Origin of the sequence: Thiomicrospira sp. (genome assembly GCF_014859555.1) — a bacterium.
Classification (GTDB): domain Bacteria; phylum Pseudomonadota; class Gammaproteobacteria; order Thiomicrospirales; family Thiomicrospiraceae; genus Thiomicrospira.
This window is the reverse complement of sequence record NZ_JACUTY010000005.1, coordinates 50,314-67,165: the sequence shown is the minus strand read 5'-3', so window position 1 is coordinate 67,165 and position 16,852 is coordinate 50,314. Positions and strand designations below refer to the sequence as shown.

The window sequence follows — 16,852 nt, the reverse complement described above, 5'->3', positions numbered from 1 at the left end:
TTGAACAAAGCTTTGAACAAGACATCCCACAAAGAGCCTACCGAGTCCTACTAAATAGAAGGCCAGTTAATTTGGATTGAAAACCAAGCCGGCATCGGTAAACAAATCCATCATCACGAACCTCATGCCAGCTTTTGGCGAAGAGTGAGCGCTTCACTTTTGTCACTCTTGCCTATTGAGTGGTTGCTTTAAAGTCGGCGGATAGGTGAATTTGATTATCTAGTTTGTATTTAAATGCTAATATTTAGAACATAACCCTACATGGAGTGGTGAAACATGGCTGACGACCAAGATAACCTGAACAGAGCACGGAAGATTTTTGAGCGTATTAGCCAAGTATTTAGCGAGCAAGAAATTACGCCCAGCCCTCTAAACTACCAGGTCTGGTATGAGTACTTTAAAGGCGATAAACCCAAGTTTCGTCAAGAAATGGATTCGATTTTAAACGACCCGTTTGGTTATAACGACCGCACCGGACGCCGTTTATTTGACGAGTATTTAAAAGATGATAAACCCACTAGTGATTTAGATAGAGTGTTTAAACGTTTATTAGACGCCATGGTCAAAAAGCTGAGTGCTTGGACGGACAAGCTATCGTCTCAAAACCAACAGCTTAACGATTATGCGTTACGTTTATCTGAACCTAACATAGACCCGGAAAAGCTCAAAAACATAACCGATTCAATATTGCATACCACTCGAGATTTGCGTCACAGCAGTGAAGACGTGCAGCAAGATTTGGTACAAGCCAGTTTAGAGATTCAAACTTTACGCGAACAACTAATCGAAGCGCGTGCCGAAAGCATGAAAGATGAATTAACCGAATTAGGTAATCGCAAAGCCTTTAACATCCGGCTCGAAGAATTAGCCGAAGAGTTTGCCGAGCGACCAGATCAACTACATTTAATCTTGATAGACATTGATCATTTCAAAAACTTTAACGACCAATATGGGCACTTAGTGGGCGACAGTGTGTTGCGTTATTTCGCGAATTTATTACGTAACAAACAGCGTCCTAAAAACACCCTGTGTCGTTATGGCGGCGAAGAGTTTGCGATTCTTATGAACGACTCAAGCTTAGAACAAGCTCAAGACTGTGCTGAAACTTTACGCGCGGCCTTAAAAAAAGCCAAACTAAAACGCCGTGGCACAAATGAAGTTTTACCCGAAATTACCGCGTCTTTCGGCATCGCGCAATTTCGTGCGGGAGAAAAGTTAGATGATTTTATTAATCGAGCTGACGACATGCTTTACAAGGCCAAACAAACCGGACGCGATAAAGTTTTAACCGAGTTTGACACGCCGTCGATTTAATCAGTTTGAATCCTTACGACCCGAGTATCCGCCCCCAAACGGCGCAGCTCATTGCGCTGTTGATTCATCACCAAGCGGTCGGTAAACGGCCCTAACATTATGCGGTAATATCGACCGCGCTGAGTATCAATTGGCGCGATATTAACCTGACGTTGTTCATTTGACAAACGCTTTTGTTCGCGCTCAGCTTGTTCCAGTTTCGCAAACGAACCCGCTTGAATCCACATGGGCTCAGGCAACGTTATCGGCAAGGGTTCAACATCCACCACCACTTCGGTATTAGGTAAATCTTTATAAAACGTATATTGCGTTTTCACTACGGGATCGTTTAAGTCCTCGGTCTCAGTCGAAACCGATATTTCAACTGGCGCATCCAGCTCAATCATTTGTTTATCAGCTTCAACCGAAACGGGCGTTTGTGCTTGATATACTTGGCTGCTACGTGATTCGGAGGCTTTTACCCCTTGCGAGGCAAAGTGTTTAACCACAAAAAACACCGTAACGAGTACAAGGCTTAATACGAAACCCACTAACCATAAGGTTTGAGCTGAGCTAAACGAACCACCAGGCCTGGTAGATGTGGAACTTGAATCAGGATTGAGTTGAGATTTGCGCTGATAAGTCTTACGACGCATCGGCGCATGTCGAAAGTCTTGCGCCATTACATTTTCTCAGGCGCGGTAACACCGATAATCGCCAAGCCGTTCTGCAAAACTTGCTGCACGGCTAAAATCAGCACCATACGTGCATTACGTAACTCGGCTTGTTCGACAATAAAATGCTCCGAGTTGTAATAGCTGTGTAAACCATGCGCCAATTCTTTTAAATAATAGGCGATTTGGTGTGGTTCATAAGCCAGCGCCGCGCGTCCAATTAAATCTGGAAACTGGGCTAATTTGGTCGCCAAATCCACTTCGTGCTCGGTGCTTAACTGATCTAAATTAGCCAAGCCCATCGCTTCGTCAAGCGCATAACCTTTTTCAGCCAACTGACCCAATACGCTACAAATACGAGCATGCGCATATTGAATATAATAAACCGGATTGTCGTTAGATTGCGATTTGGCCAAATCTAAATCAAAATCCATATGTTGTTCGGATTTACGTGCGACATAGAAAAAACGCGCCGCATCGGTACCGACTTCTTCACGCAATTCACGTAAGGTCACAAACTGACCGCTTCGCGTTGACATCTGCGCACGTTCGCCGCCGCGGTACAAAATCGCAAACTGCACTAACAACACTTGCAACGCATCTGGATTGGTTTCCATCGCTTGCATCGCCGCTTTTACACGTGGAATATAACCGTGGTGGTCAGATCCCCAAATATCAATGATGGTTTCGTAACCGCGTTCAAGTTTATTAAAGTGATAGGCAATATCCGACGCAAAATAGGTTTTTAAGCCATTATCGCGCACCACCACCCGGTCTTTTTCATCACCATATTCGGTTGAACGAAACCAAAGTGCGCCATTTTTTTCGTAAATTTTATCGGCTTGTTGCAACTTTTCCAGCGCTGCATCCACCACGCCAGTATGCATTAATGAACGCTCAGAAAACCAATTATTAAACTTAACCCCAAACTCCGACAAGTCTTCTTCGATATCGGTCAGAATATCCTTTATGGCTAAGCTAAAAACTTGTTCAAAATCCACTCCGCCTAATAAGGCTTTAGCGCGCTCGATCAAGGCATCAATGTGTTTTTCTTTATCGCCACCGTCTTGACCTTCATCTGGGAAGGCACCGGCAAAGACTTCAAACGCCGGTTTACGTAACGCATCGCCGTGCTGGTCAAACAATTGACGCGCGATGGCATAAATATAGTCACCCTTGTAACCATTACTTGGGAACGGGAATTGCTCGCCACAAATTTCTAAATAACGTAACCAGACCGACGTCGCTAAAATATCCATCTGACGACCGGCATCATTAACATAATATTCGGCGGTCACATCAAAACCGGCAAACCCAAGCAGATTCACCAAACTCGCGCCATAAGCCGCACCGCGACCGTGACCGACATGCAAAGGCCCGGTTGGGTTAGCCGACACATATTCGACTAACACCGAACGCCCTTGTCCGGCACCATTTTGACCAAACTGGTTTTTTTGTTGCAGCACTTGTTGCACCACGGCAAACTTGGCTTGATCATCAACAAAAAAGTTAATAAAACCAGGGCCAGCCATTTCAACTTTGGTGATCACCGATTGTGCGGGTAATAACGCAATAATTTTGGCGGCCAACTCACGTGGCGGCAATCCCGCTGGTTTGGCAAGTGTCATAGCAAGGTTGGTGGCAAAATCACCATGCGCTTTATCACGGGTTGGATCAACTTGAACCTTAACGTCTTGGTCAGCCGGAATCACACCCTGCTGTTTAAGTTGATCGGCTACTTCAATCAAAATTTGGTTTAATTTTGTTTTCATGCTTGTCTCGTTTGCGTAAATAGGTGGCGCGGAAAGTTGGCTATTTTATCCCAAACCGCTTGGCCTTGACGGCCTTTTAAACTTCAACTATTTGCTAGCTTTAGTCGCGGGCTTTTTGGCGGGCTTTTTGGCCGCTGGTTTTTTAGCGGGGGCCTTCTTAGCCGTCGCTTTTTTGGCGGCGGGTTTTTTAGCCGCGGCTCGGCCACGTTTTTTAGGTGGTGGTGCTTCAGCTAAACGTTTTTGACATTCTTCTAAGGTCAAATCATTCGGGTCTTCGGTTTTGGCAATTTTAGCATTCACCTTGGTTGAGGTATCCGTAATATATGGTCCCCAACGGCCATTGAGTATTTTGACATCCGTGCCCGCGAAGCTACGCACAATTTTGTCCGCATCGGCTTGAATTTTGGCTTCAACCAACACCACCGCTTCGTCTAAAGTAATGCTTAATGGATCGTAACCTTTGATCGGCGCAAACAGTTTTTCGCCGTATTCCAAATAAGGCCCGAATGGCCCTTGTTTGGCGATCAAGGTTTGACCTTTTTCGACAACAAACTCGGTGCCATCGGCGGCTTTAGCTGAATAGGACTCAGGCATTTCGCCCAAACTGCGAGGTAATTTAAACAACTCCATCGCATCATCTAACTTCAGCGTATCCATTTTTTGGCCGGGTCTTAAACTGGCAAAGGTGGGTTTTTCATCATCTTCGCCTTCGCCTAGCTGAACATAAGGGCCAAAACGTCCGATTTTAACAAACACGGGTTTGCCGGTTTTAGGGTCATCACCCAACGCCCGCGCTTGACCAGCCTCTTCTCTAGAAAGCGTTTCGGCCACTTCAACTTTCGGATGAAACTTGGTGTAAAAACTTTCCAACATATCCTGCCAGGCCTGGTCGCCTGTCGCGATTTCATCAAACTCGGCTTCGACCTTAGCGGTGAACTTATAATCCAACACTTCACCGAAGTTTTTCACTAAAAAGTCATTCACTATGCCAGCAATATCGGTTGGGAAAAGTTTGTTTTTTTCCGCCCCCGCCATTTCAGACAAGGTTTCGGCTTCGACTTTTCCACCACTAAGGGTGAGCTGACGAATTTCGCGTGGTGTGCCTTCGCGATCCTCTTTGACTACATAGCCACGTTGTTGAACTGTATCAATGGTGGGTGCATAAGTAGAGGGACGACCAATTCCCATTTCTTCTAGGGTACGGACTAGGCTGGCTTCGTTGTAACGTGCTGGTGCACGACTGAAGCTTTGTTTGGCGACCATCTCAACCAAATTAAGCGCTTGACCCACTTGCATGGCTGGCAGCAACACATCGTCATCTTTGGTTCCGTCAAGGTTATAAACCTTTAGGAAGCCATCAAACGTGACCATTTCACCTTTGGCTTGTAATCTTTCTTGCGCCAATTCACTCACGCTGATATCGACCGTGGTGCGCAGCAGTTCAGCTTCCGCCATTTGCGAGGCCATCGTGCGTCGCCAAATTAGCTGATATAAACGTTGTTCGTTGCGCTCGCCATTGACTTCGCGCACCGAAAACTCGGTGGGGCGGATGGCTTCGTGGGCTTCTTGGGCATCCGCTTGCTTGGTTTTAAACCGACGTGGATGACTATATTTCGCGCCAAAATCAGATTCAATGGTTTGCTTAGCTTGCGCAATCGCGGTTTCCGACAGGTTGACTGAGTCGGTACGCATATAAGTGATCTTACCGGACTCATATAAACGCTGGGCAATCACCATGGTTTGTTTGACCGAAAATCCCAGTTTTTGTGAGGCTTCCTGCTGCAAAGTTGAAGTGGTAAACGGCGCTTTAGGCGCACGTTTGGCGGGTTTTTGTTCTAGGTTTTCAACCTTTAAGCTGGATAACGCCAGCGCTTCTAAATACTGTTGCGCTTGCTGTTCGGTTTCAAAACCGGCAACACGTTTCACATTAAACGTTTCGCCGAGTTCGCCCTGCTCACCAATTGGTTGCAACTGGCCTTGAACTTTATAAGACACTTGCGCATTAAAAGCGTCAACTTCACGTTCACGTTCAACAATCAAACGCACCGCAACCGATTGCACACGACCGGCCGAGAGCCCAGTACGAATTTTTTTCCACAAGATTGGCGATAATTCAAACCCGACCACACGATCTAGAATTCGACGTGCTTGTTGCGCATTCACCAAGTTTAGATCCACGGTACGCGGATGCGCGACCGCATGGGTGATCGCATCTTTGGTGATCTCGTGGAATACGATACGTTTGGTTTCTGCCACATTCAGCTTTAAGGCTTCCGCTAGGTGCCAAGCAATGGCTTCCCCTTCGCGGTCCTCATCCGTCGCCAACCAAACCGCATCGGCCTCTTTAGCGAGCTTTCGCAGCTCGGTGACGGTTTTCTTTTTGTCCGGTGATATTTCATAGCTCGGCTCAAATCGATTAGCCAGATCAATCCCCATACCTTTTTTCGACAAGTCACGAATATGTCCGTAACTGGAGCGCACAGTAAAATCTTTGCCCAGATATTGTTCGATGGTCTTGGCCTTGGCCGGCGACTCTACTATCACCAAATTCTTCATTGATAAACCTTAAATATAATGGGCACCTCGATTAACCCCTGATTCATTCTGGCAACGCCAAGTTTTTCAGATCAAGGCGTGAACCTGAAGGAATGTCTAGACCTTGCAAAGGTTCACAACGCAGAGCTGAGAAACTTGGCTAAGCCCCGCAGAATCAACCAGGGGTTAATCGAGGTGCCCTAATGTTTGTGTATGACGCTCTATATAAAGACTGCAAAAATTTTATTCATAATGCAAACATTAAAAATCAAAAAGTCATTACACCGTAATTTGTCGCGATTGTAACCATTGTGATGCAAAAACCCAAATATATTGCGATCAAATGTTTGGTTTTACAACTATTAGCTTCGATTTATTACCACCAGGCCTGGTAGCACTCAGCGTTAATCGCATTTTATAACGGGGCAGTTGGCCGCTTGAGTTTTTTCCGACAGGGTTTGCATTTCGGACCAAGTGGATTGGATATTAATCAACTCCGGTTGACGTTTAAGCCCACAAGCTGCGGCTTGTTTGGCTTGAATTATGCAGGATTGAGCTTTTAAATTATAAGCCCAGTTATTCCATAGGATCGCATTTGAGCCATGTTGCGAAACCATGGATTCAAAAACGGTACCTGCTTGGGAAAAGTTTTTCTGATTGTAATGCAAGTTGGTTAAAGCCAACCCGGTTTCAAATGAATCCGGCCATTGAGTTAAACCGGCTTGATAAGCTTGAGCGGCGGCCGTCGTTTGCCCGACCTGCTCAAGCTCAAACGCGGTTTTAAGCCAAGCGGCTGGTTCGGCAGTAGCGGGCAACTGATCCGGCTTAACCATCACCAACGCCCAATAATTACTGCGCTGCCAGGTACGTTCAAACGTTGACAAATCACTAATCCAACGCTTAGTTTCAGCCGAACGTAAAACAAGCTGTTGTTCTGCTAAATCATAACCCACCACCACCGCATAATGCCAAACCGGAAACCAATCTAGCCCCAAATTCTGCATCACCAACACCGGATTACCCCCATCAACTTCGCTGAGTAAAGCCGATAGTTTAGGTGCCAAGGGATAAGGCATTAAACCTTGCTTGCGTGTGGCCGCGATCATTTCAATTTGCAGACTGCCTTTTTTTTCTGGAATATAAACCTGGCTTACCAAATCATCTGGAAACACTTCTCGCCCACGGTATTGCATCACGGTCGCTAAAGCCGCCGGACCACACTGATATTCGGTTTGTGGAAAAAAAGGCACGGCTGTTAACTCGGTTGCTTTGAATGTTGCGGAGGGTTGCGTTATCAATTGCTGCGTTTGCGGACTAGTGGCGCAACCAGTCAGAACTGACAAACCTAAAATTCCCATAAACAAAACACCCAGCCGAAGCTGGGTGTGTATGGCATTAAATCTGCTGAACATTAACGAACCGGTCTAATAAAAGAGAAAACATTCGTTAAACCAAACACGTCTGTTATCACGAAAATAATAAACAATAACCCCAGCACGCTAACCACATCCGCACCCGCCGGTAAATCGGCTATTTGCTGGTTCAGCTGTGCCACTTCTGCGTTTGTCATTAAGGCAATACGCTGTTCAACATCACCGACTGTTACACCCATCGCGACCAATTTTTCTTGTACATCAGCACGATCTAATAAAGCCGCGATAGATTCACGGTCCATTTGGGCTTGTTGCGTTGAAATTAATTCATCAGTTGATACCATCGCAGCTTGCAACGGCATAGTTGATAAACCTAAAAAGGCTAAAGCCAATACCGCACTCGTCCATTTCTTTAACATATTTAACGCTCCTTGCTTCATTAAAATTATGAAGACTTCATATAAAATATAAACCCTATTCTTTTAAACCGCAAGCTGTAAACTCTAGGGGCCGCCAACGTCCAGTTAAAATAGATTGCGAACCGGTGTCAGGATCAATAACCCTAAAACAAAAAACCCAGCCGAAGCTGGGTGAGTAAAGCATTTAACCCTAAATCTTCTGAACATTAACGAACCGGTCTGATGAACGGGAAAATATTCGTTGCGCCAATTACATCCGTGACGACGAAAATAACAAACAATAACACCAATATACCAACCACACCTTCACCCGCTGGCAAGTCGGCTATTTGTTGGTTCAGTTGTGCCACTTCTGCGTTTGTCATTAAGGCAATACGCTGTTCAACATCACCGACTGTTACACCCATCGCGACCAATTTTTCTTGTACATCAGCACGATCTAATAAAGCCGCGATAGATTCACGGTCCATTTGGGCTTGTTGCGTTGAAATTAATTCATCAGTTGATACCATCGCAGCTTGCAACGGCATAGTTGATAAACCTAAAAAGGCTAAAGCCAATACCGCACTCGTCCATTTCTTTAACATGTTAACGCTCCTTGTTTCATTAAAATAATGAAAGCTTTAATGTTTAATATAATCCAAATCCACCTCAGCTGCAAACCTGATGACTATATGCGTCGCCAGCGTCCGGCTGAAAGGGACTCCACTTGACCACTGAGTTCCAGAATCATCATTTGAGCCTGGATATCCGATGCGGCCATTTTTGTCATCACCACCAACTCATCTAAACTTATCGGCTCGTACTCCACCACCGCCAATAACGGATGTTTTGTTTGTTCGACCAGGCCTGGTGCTGATGTTTCAGGCTTGGTGTTATCGTTATCCCAACTGAAGGCTACCAAAGGGGCCAACTCTTCCAACACGTCTTGCGCCGACTCGACCAGTTTGGCGCCTTGTTTAATCAATTGATGACAACCTTTCGCCAACGAGTTATTGATTGAACCCGGAACCGCAAATACTTCGCGCCCTTGTTCCATGGCCTGACGAGCGGTAATGAGAGAGCCACTTTTTAAGGCCGCCTCCACCACCAAACAGCCAGTGGACATGCCGCTGATCACTCGATTACGTTTAGGAAAATTCTGTGCCAAAGGTCGAGTACCAAGTGGATATTCCGAAACAATCGCACCTTGCTCGGCAATTTGGCGTGCTAAGTTTTGATTGGCGGCCGGATAAATTCGGTCTAACCCCGTGCCCACCACGGCTAAAGTTTGACCTTGTCCACGCAAGCCACCGCGATGGGCGGCGGCGTCTATGCCATGCGCTAAACCACTCGTGATACACAAGCCGACGCGAGACAGGTGCTCACCAAAGTCTTCTGCAATTTGCAGGCCTTGGCGTGATGCGTGACGACTGCCAACCACCGCTAGTTGCGGACTTTTTAACAAGCTCAAATCACCGCGCACATACAATAAAATGGGTGGGTCAGAAATTTCGCGCAACAGCTCTGGAAAAGCGTCATCGTCTAGCGTAACAATATGGTGATTGGGTTGCTGCGCCCAGTCTAAGGCTTGTTGAATTTGCGCCTCTTCTACCTGAAAAAACGCATCGGCCTGCTTCTCAGTAATTTTGGGCACTGGCAACCAGTCTGAACGTTGAGTATACGCCAATTGCGCGAAGTCACCTATATGATTCACAACCCGCTGAACCTGCTTGGCGCTTAAATAAGCCAAATGAAGTCGCAGCCAAAGGGTCAGCTCGGTATTGTCGGCATTTTTATTCATAAATTCGCTATAATGCTTGGATTCCGTAAAGTTTCAAGTATAAACCTAAAAGTAACTATTCCATGCAAAAACTCAACCTTGTTTTATTCCCGGATGAAGGCCTGCGCGAAGTGTGCGCGCCCGTGCCGGAAATGACGGACGATTTAGATCGCCTGATTGATGATATGTTTTACACCATGTACGACGCGCCAGGCATTGGCTTAGCCGCGCCACAGGTGGCCGTGCAACAACGTGTTATTGTAGTAGATGTGTCGGAAGACAAAAACCAGCCCATCGCGCTGATTAATCCGGAGATTGTGCGTAGCGCCGGACAAATCACTTGGGAAGAAGGCTGTTTATCTTTGCCCGGAATTTATGCACACGTGGATCGGCCAAGCGATATTTTGGTACGCGCGATGGATCGTGATGGACAAATGATTGAAATGGAAGCCTTCGATTTAATGGCCATCTGCATACAGCATGAAATTGACCACTTAAATGGTAAACTGTTTGTAGACCACTTGTCCGGCCTAAAACGTACTCGTATTTTGCAAAAATACAAAAAACTGCAAGCCGAAGCCAACACAAACGTTTAAATACGGCATCACTTGAAAGGAGCGCTTATGAGTTATCGAATTATTTTTGCTGGTACACCAGAGTTTTCGGTCGCGCCTTTGCAAGCCTTATTGGATTCAGCGCATCAAGTGGTCGGGGTTTATACCCAACCTGACCGTCCAGCGGGTCGTGGTCGAAAACTCACGCCCAGCCCAGTCAAACAACTCGCGCTCGCACACAATCTGCCTGTATTTCAACCCGAAAGCCTTAAAACACCCGAAGCCCAAACTGAGTTGGCCGCGTTAAATGCGGATATTATGGTGGTGGTGGCTTATGGCTTGATTCTACCGCAAACGGTGCTAGACACACCCAAGCTAGGCTGTCTAAACATTCACGCCTCCTTGTTACCTCGCTGGCGTGGTGCGGCGCCGATTCAACGCGCGATTGAAGCCGGGGATCAACAAACTGGCATTACCATTATGCAAATGGATGCCGGCTTAGATACGGGTGCTATGTTGTATAAGCTCGAAACCGATATTCGACCGAATGATACGGCCCACACACTGCATGACCGCCTAGCTCCGATGGGCGCACAAGCTTTATTAGACACACTGGCAAAACTTATTCAGCTTAACCCAGAAGCACAGCAAGACCACCAGGCCTGCTATGCCGCCAAGCTGACTAAAGCCGAAGCCGAAATTGATTGGTCTTTATCCGCCCAGCACATCGTACGTCGAATTCATGCATTTAATCCTTGGCCGATGGCCTTCACGCATTTTGACGGCCAGCCTTTGCGTATTTTACAAGCACAAGCCTTAGACGGTCCCAAACACGACAAACCCGGCGAAATGATTTTATTAGAAAAACTCGGTGTGGACGTAATGGCGGGCGAAGGCTTGGTGCGTATTACGCAGTTGCAACCGGCGGGTAAAAAACCTATGTCGGCCTATGACTTTTGCCAAGCGCGCAATGTCATCGGCAAAACGCTTATTTAATTTTAGGTCCTTATGAATCCACGTCGTGCTGCTCTTAATGCGTTGTTAAATGTGACTCACCAGGGTCAATCACTTAGCCAAGCTTTGCCGAATGCCTTACAGGCTATTTCCGATCGGCGCGATCGAGCTTTTACCCAAAACCTGGTGTTTGGCTGCTTGCGCTGGTACCAGCGTTTAGTTGCGGTGCGTGATCAATTATTAGCCAAACCACTCAAAGCCAAAGACGAAGACATTAACAGCTTAATTCTGCTCGCGCTTTATCAGCTTTTGTATCTGGATACGCCCGATCATGCGGCAGTATCAGAAACCGTGAATTTAAGTCAGAAGCTCAAAAAGCCTTGGGCTCGTGGTCTATTAAACGGCGTTTTACGTACATTTCTACGTGACAGAGAAGCCATTTTATCCAAGCTACCTAATGACATTGGCATGCAAACCTCCCACCCAGCCTGGCTAGTTAAGAATTTAAAACAGGCTTACCCAGATCAATATGAACAAATTTTGCAACAAAACAATCAAACGGCTCCGTTAACTTTACGAGTGAACCAACGTGTGCAAACACGTGATGTCTTTTTAAGCCAACTAAACGAAGTCGGGGTTTCAGCTCATGCGCACCCTCTTAGCCCAGTCGGTATTGCTTTAACCAGTCCGGTAGATATCAGCCAATTACCGAGTTTTGAACAGGGTGGTTTTAGTGTGCAAGATATCGCCGCGCAACAAGCTGCGTTGATTTTACAGCCACAAGCGGGCATGCGCCTGTTAGATGCCTGTGCTGCCCCCGGCGGTAAAACCGGACATTTACTTGAATTTTGTGATAACCAGGCCTGGTTGTTGGCCCTTGAAAAACAAGCCGATCGGTTGCCACGTTTGCAGGAAAACTTGGCGCGCCTTCAGCTTGATGTGCACACGAAAGTGGCCGATGCGGGCGATATTGAAACCTGGTGGGACGGCCAACCCTTCGATCAGATATTGCTGGATGCGCCCTGCTCGGCGACCGGTATTATTCGGCGCCATCCAGATATCAAACATCACCGTCGTCCAGAAGATATTGAGGCCTTGGTCGTGATTCAAGCGCATTTATTAGATCAACTTTGGCAAACACTGAAACCTGGCGGCCAATTGCTTTATGCCACCTGTTCGGTGTTACCGCAAGAAAATACACAGCAAATTGCGGCCTTTTTGCAGCGCCAAAACGATGCTCAATTGCAATCCATGGCTGGCGACTGGGGGCAAGGCGAGATTGGTAAACAAATCCTACCTGGTGAAGAGGGCATGGATGGCTTTTATTATGCCTTACTCCACAAAGCGGATATTACGGCATGAAATGCCTAGGTGGCTTAGTGAGTATCTTATTCATGCTGGCCGCTCAACCGGCTTGGTCACAAATAACCCTGCTAGAATTAGTCGATAAACAGTTTGAAAGCACGCTTTACATGGATGCCAAAGCCCACATCCAATTATCTGAAAAAGTAGTGGAGGCCATCCAGCATGAAATTCCTATCCAGTTTATTACGCAAATCGAATTAACCCGCCGCGACCAGATCTTTATTTTTCCCTATAACAGTCAGCAAACCCGAATCGATTACACCACCGAGCTGTCCTATTCGCATTATGATCGGCGCTACAAACTTCATAATTTGCGTAATCAAAACATCCTGTACTTTAGCCAATTAGAACCGGCCTTAGCGACGCTGGGCGAAATCCAAAACTTCCCGATTACCAGCTTAAACCAACTGCATTCAGGTTTGCGTTATAAACTAAAACTGCGTTTTCGTTTGAACTATTGGAGCTTACCGGCTCCCATGTTTACACAAGCCTTGCTGGATGCGGATTGGCGCTTTAAAAGTGAATGGTTTGAGCTTGATGTGCAAACAGGACGGCGCCGATGAATGTGAAAACACGCTTATTTCTGAAACAGTATGGTTGGTTGGCCATTGTGACCGGGCTATTACTGAGCTCGTTGTTCATTATGCACCAAATCCTACAAAACGCTCCCGAGTTTGTTGAGTACTATATTGGCTTACTGGCCTTTAGCATGATAGGCACACTTATCCTGTTAACCTTGTTGATTCGTACCCTACTTAAGCTCTATCGTCAGTATAAACAAAATGTATCCGGCATCCGCACCACGGTTAAAATTACCAGCACCCTGACGCTGTTACTGGCCTTCCCGATTATGACTTTGTTTTATTTTTCGGTCAGCTTGGTACACCAAAGCATTGATCAGTGGTTTGATGTCCGAACCGAACAAGCTCTCAGTGATGCTAGTGCACTGGTGCGCGCCAATCTAGATAATTTAACACGCGATAGTTTAAATGCCACCCTGCGTGCCGAAGAATCCTTACGGCCTTTTTTAGCTCAACGCCCGGCCTATTCAGTAAGCCAGTTGCGCAATAAACTGGGCGCACAAGAAGTCGCCCTGTATCAATCTAACGGTCAGTTAATTGCCTATAGCAATAGTTTTGGTGATCAAAGCCTGCCGAATCAACCGGGTGACAACTTATTTCAGCAGCTGCGCCAACGTCATAGCTACGCCGCCGTCGAAACACTCAGCCCCACCAACCAACAAATTGTCCGAATATTAATTCCGGTATTTAACCCATTTTCAAACCAAGTGCTTCCATTGCAGGTTATTTTTAATATCCCTGAAAACATCACGCGCTATGCGCAGTCGGTGCGTTTGGCCCAAAGCCAGTATCACGAACTAAACTATTTACGTGCACCGTTAAAAACCAGTTTTACCTTAATCTTATCCATGGTGTTATTGCTGACTTTAGTCAGTGCCTTATTGTTTATGGTGCAAGCCGCCCAAAATTTAACCCGACCGATTCGATATTTGGCCCAGGGTACACAGCGCGTAGCACAAGGTGATTACAGCACCAAAATGCAGGTGGATCGAGATGATGAATTTGGTACCTTAATTCAGTCTTTTAACGACATGATCGGCCAGGTCGCGAAGGCTCGTAATGATATAAAAATTAACCATCAACAAACCGAAGTACAGCGTTTGTATTTCCAGGCCGTGATCCGCAACCTAACCAATGGCGTGGTCACACTGGATATGAATCGACGTTTGCGCACCATTAACGATAAGGCCAGTCAGATACTCGGCATTAATTTGCAACCGCTAGTGGGTGAGCGGTTTTGCGACATTATGGATCAGGCCGACACCCCGCACCTTAAGCCTTTTTTTGATGCCATGATGCCCCGCTTTGAAAACTCGAATTTAATGCAAATGGATGCGCGGCCCTGGAGCGAGCAAGTCACGATTCAACATCATAACCAGCAACGCATAATTCTGTTGCATGGCTCAACCTTGCCGAGCATCGACCAAAAAATTGGCGGATTTGTCATTGTACTGGATGATATTACTGAACTGGTTCAAGCTCAGTTACACGCCGCCTGGAGTGATGTGGCTCGTCGTTTAGCGCATGAAATTAAAAACCCGCTGACACCGATTCAGTTGAGCGCGGAAAGGCTAGAGTTTAAGCTGACTAATAAACTTCAACCCGACGATGCGGCCTTTCTTGAGCGCATGACACGCACCATTGTCGACCAGGTCGATACCATGCAAACATTGGTTCAAGCCTTTATCGATTATGCTCATACGCCGGAAATGCAGCTGCAGCTGCTGGATTTAAATGAACTGATTTTGGATATTGTATCCTTGTATCAGACACCACATGACGACGGCATCATTGAACTTAAGTTTGATCCAGAATGCCCGGCTATTCTGGCGGACGCGTCTCGTTTGCGGCAGCTGTTTCATAACCTGATTAAAAACGCACTTGAAGCCACTGAGGAGTCCGATGTTGCGAAGGTACAAATTATCACCGATTGTGCAGCGCAGCCTGATAAGATTACAATCCAAGTAATTGATAATGGGCCCGGCATCCCAGAGCAAGCCGTCAACTGGATTTTCGAACCCTACGCCACCGACAAACCCAAAGGTACCGGATTGGGGTTAGCCATTGTTAAAAAAATTGTCGAAGAGCTCAACGGACAGATTGAATTACAAGCCAGTAATAACGAGGGTACCTGCTTTGTAATCACACTCTCAAAACTTAACGCGGATGGACACTGATGCAAAAACCGTCAAGTTCAAATAATCACTCAGCGGCCTCGGGTAAACTACTCATCGTTGATGATGAAAAAGATATTCGTAACCTAATGCAAGAAATTTTTGCCGAAGAAGGCTACCAAGTCATGACCGCTGCGAATGGTGTGCAAGCACGTTCGGCTTGGCGAGACAATGTGCCGGATGTCATTTTTCTAGACATTTGGATGCCGGATGTGGATGGTTTATCTTTGCTTAAAGAAATGCAATCCGAAAAGTTATTAGATCATACCACCGTCATTATGATGTCGGGTCATGGCACTATTGAAACTGCAGTCGAAGCCACCCGCTTTGGGGCTTATGATTTTATGGAAAAACCCTTGTCGCTGGCTAAACTGATTGTGATGGCTGAACGCGCGTTAGAACACAATCGGCTCGCTCATGAAAACCGACGTTTAAAAGGCAATCAACCCGGCCTGGTGATGCCTGTCGGCAAAAGCAAGTTAATACGCGAACAACGCAGTACGATTGAACGCTTAGCCAAATATACCATGCCGATTCTACTGACCGGTGAAGCCGGTACAGGTAAACATTTTTTTGCCAACGCCTTGCATCAAATGAGCCCACGTAAAGAAGCGCCTATCTATAATATACACGCCAAAGATTTTTCAGAACAACTGGGCGTCTGGTTGGGTAAAGCCGAAGAACGTAACACTCAGGTTGGTCAAATCGAACAGGCTAAAAGCGGTACGCTGGTGCTATCTAACGTTGAACGACTAAGTGAAGACGCCCAAAGCCGATTAGCGGATTTGATTTTTCATCAATCCTACCGTCGCCAAGGCAGTGAAAAACTACATCCGATTGATATACGTTTAGTTTGCACCACCCGTGTTGACCTGGAACTGGCCGTCGAAAACGGCGAGTTCCGTGAGGATGTGTTTAAACGACTCAATGTCATGCCGATTGTGGTTCCAGCTTTGCGTCAACACAACGAAGACATCCCTGAGCTGGTCCGGCATTTTGTAGACCACTTTACTTTCCAAGAGGGCCTGCCTAATCGCACCTTCTCTGAACCAGTTTTCAATTTATTACGCCAATACGCTTGGCCGGGTAATTTGCGCGAACTGCAAAATTTGGTGCAGCGATTATTAATTCTAGGCACCGCACCAGAAGTATCGGAAGAAGAAGTCCGCCATAGCTTGACCCAGTCTTCGCAGCAATACTACAATAGCGCATCAATTGATACCTCCATGAATTTAAAGTCGGCTAAAGAGAGTTTTGAAGCCGCTTATTTAAAGCAGTTATTGCGTGAAACCTGCGGGAGTGTTTCAGAAACCGCGAAACGCTCTGGAATTGAACGTACCCATCTCTACCGCAAACTCAAGGTGCTAGAGATCGATCCAAAAGATCCCATTTAAGG

Annotated in this window: 14 protein-coding genes; 7 read left to right on the top strand and 7 right to left on the bottom strand. The window is 46.4% G+C overall.

The window, feature by feature from the left end; translation table 11 throughout:
• Positions 1-276: 276 nt before the first annotated feature.
• Entirely contained in the window at positions 277-1,314 is a 1,038-nt protein-coding gene (locus IBX48_RS01955; protein WP_296830133.1) for a GGDEF domain-containing protein, read from the top strand.
• On the opposite strand, the gene IBX48_RS01950 is transcribed toward IBX48_RS01955, so the two are convergent.
• The 7 genes from IBX48_RS01950 to dprA all read right to left on the bottom strand — a co-directional run bounded on the left by IBX48_RS01950 (position 1,311) and on the right by dprA (position 9,849).
• Positions 1,311-1,976: an SPOR domain-containing protein gene (locus tag IBX48_RS01950; protein ID WP_296830130.1), complete on the bottom strand. Its 666-nt coding sequence runs from the start codon at positions 1,974-1,976 to the stop codon at positions 1,311-1,313. The two genes, IBX48_RS01955 and IBX48_RS01950, sit on opposite strands and share 4 nt — an antisense overlap.
• A complete protein-coding gene (argS, locus tag IBX48_RS01945) occupies positions 1,976-3,739 on the bottom strand; it encodes an arginine--tRNA ligase (protein WP_296830129.1) in 1,764 nt (587 codons plus the stop codon). Before argS ends, IBX48_RS01950 begins: the two co-directional genes overlap by 1 nt.
• 87 nt (positions 3,740-3,826) lie before the next feature.
• A complete protein-coding gene (gene topA, locus IBX48_RS01940; RefSeq protein ID WP_296830127.1) occupies positions 3,827-6,295 on the bottom strand; it encodes a type I DNA topoisomerase in 2,469 nt (822 codons plus the stop codon).
• 383 nt (positions 6,296-6,678) lie between these two features.
• Positions 6,679-7,686 (bottom strand): PA2778 family cysteine peptidase, encoded by a 1,008-nt coding sequence (locus IBX48_RS01935; RefSeq protein WP_296830125.1) that lies wholly within the window; start codon positions 7,684-7,686, stop codon positions 6,679-6,681.
• The gene (locus tag IBX48_RS01930; protein ID WP_296830123.1) at positions 7,686-8,066 is read right to left on the bottom strand and encodes a DUF6627 family protein; all 381 of its coding nucleotides are present in this window, start codon (positions 8,064-8,066) and stop codon (positions 7,686-7,688) included. The genes IBX48_RS01935 and IBX48_RS01930 overlap by 1 nt, the downstream gene beginning before the upstream one ends.
• A gap of 206 nt (positions 8,067-8,272) precedes the next feature.
• Complete coding sequence (locus IBX48_RS01925) at positions 8,273-8,653, bottom strand: DUF6627 family protein (RefSeq protein ID WP_296830121.1); 381 nt, start codon at positions 8,651-8,653, stop codon at positions 8,273-8,275.
• An 83-nt stretch (positions 8,654-8,736) separates the two neighbouring features.
• Positions 8,737-9,849: a DNA-processing protein DprA gene (dprA, locus tag IBX48_RS01920; RefSeq protein ID WP_296830119.1), complete on the bottom strand. Its 1,113-nt coding sequence runs from the start codon at positions 9,847-9,849 to the stop codon at positions 8,737-8,739.
• Between the two features lie 62 nt (positions 9,850-9,911).
• Between dprA and def the strand changes: the two genes are divergently transcribed.
• Genes def through IBX48_RS01890 form a run of 6 tightly spaced genes read left to right on the top strand, consistent with a single transcriptional unit; the run spans position 9,912 to position 16,850 of the window.
• Entirely contained in the window at positions 9,912-10,424 is a 513-nt protein-coding gene (def, locus tag IBX48_RS01915; RefSeq protein ID WP_296830117.1) for a peptide deformylase, read from the top strand.
• Positions 10,425-10,451: 27 nt separating this feature from the next.
• Positions 10,452-11,378, top strand: coding sequence for a methionyl-tRNA formyltransferase (gene fmt / locus IBX48_RS01910; protein WP_296830115.1), 927 nt, complete (start codon positions 10,452-10,454; stop codon positions 11,376-11,378).
• Positions 11,379-11,390: 12 nt separating this feature from the next.
• Positions 11,391-12,698, top strand: coding sequence for a 16S rRNA (cytosine(967)-C(5))-methyltransferase RsmB (gene rsmB / locus IBX48_RS01905; protein ID WP_296830113.1), 1,308 nt, complete (start codon positions 11,391-11,393; stop codon positions 12,696-12,698).
• A gap of 17 nt (positions 12,699-12,715) precedes the next feature.
• Positions 12,716-13,264 (top strand): DUF4390 domain-containing protein, encoded by a 549-nt coding sequence (locus IBX48_RS01900; RefSeq protein ID WP_296830112.1) that lies wholly within the window; start codon positions 12,716-12,718, stop codon positions 13,262-13,264.
• Positions 13,261-15,459 carry an ATP-binding protein gene (locus tag IBX48_RS01895; protein ID WP_296830110.1) on the top strand — a complete coding sequence of 733 codons (2,199 nt, stop codon included), beginning with the start codon at positions 13,261-13,263 and terminating at the stop codon, positions 15,457-15,459. The genes IBX48_RS01900 and IBX48_RS01895 overlap by 4 nt, the downstream gene beginning before the upstream one ends.
• Entirely contained in the window at positions 15,459-16,850 is a 1,392-nt protein-coding gene (locus tag IBX48_RS01890) for a sigma-54 dependent transcriptional regulator (RefSeq protein WP_296830108.1), read from the top strand. Before IBX48_RS01895 ends, IBX48_RS01890 begins: the two co-directional genes overlap by 1 nt.
• Positions 16,851-16,852 lie beyond the last annotated feature (2 nt).

Bases quoted from the DNA above. Each gene is read 5' to 3' on its own strand.
- IBX48_RS01955 (WP_296830133.1), top strand. From the start codon at position 277: ATGGCTGACGACCAAGATAACCTGAACAGAGCACGGAAGATTTTTGAG.
- IBX48_RS01950 (WP_296830130.1), bottom strand. From the start codon at position 1,976: ATGGCGCAAGACTTTCGACATGCGCCGATGCGTCGTAAGACTTATCAG.
- argS (WP_296830129.1), bottom strand. From the start codon at position 3,739: ATGAAAACAAAATTAAACCAAATTTTGATTGAAGTAGCCGATCAACTT.
- topA (WP_296830127.1), bottom strand. From the start codon at position 6,295: ATGAAGAATTTGGTGATAGTAGAGTCGCCGGCCAAGGCCAAGACCATC.
- IBX48_RS01935 (WP_296830125.1), bottom strand. From the start codon at position 7,686: ATGTTCAGCAGATTTAATGCCATACACACCCAGCTTCGGCTGGGTGTT.
- IBX48_RS01930 (WP_296830123.1), bottom strand. From the start codon at position 8,066: ATGTTAAAGAAATGGACGAGTGCGGTATTGGCTTTAGCCTTTTTAGGT.
- IBX48_RS01925 (WP_296830121.1), bottom strand. From the start codon at position 8,653: ATGTTAAAGAAATGGACGAGTGCGGTATTGGCTTTAGCCTTTTTAGGT.
- dprA (WP_296830119.1), bottom strand. From the start codon at position 9,849: ATGAATAAAAATGCCGACAATACCGAGCTGACCCTTTGGCTGCGACTT.
- def (WP_296830117.1), top strand. From the start codon at position 9,912: ATGCAAAAACTCAACCTTGTTTTATTCCCGGATGAAGGCCTGCGCGAA.
- fmt (WP_296830115.1), top strand. From the start codon at position 10,452: ATGAGTTATCGAATTATTTTTGCTGGTACACCAGAGTTTTCGGTCGCG.
- rsmB (WP_296830113.1), top strand. From the start codon at position 11,391: ATGAATCCACGTCGTGCTGCTCTTAATGCGTTGTTAAATGTGACTCAC.
- IBX48_RS01895 (WP_296830110.1), top strand. From the start codon at position 13,261: ATGAATGTGAAAACACGCTTATTTCTGAAACAGTATGGTTGGTTGGCC.
- IBX48_RS01890 (WP_296830108.1), top strand. From the start codon at position 15,459: ATGCAAAAACCGTCAAGTTCAAATAATCACTCAGCGGCCTCGGGTAAA.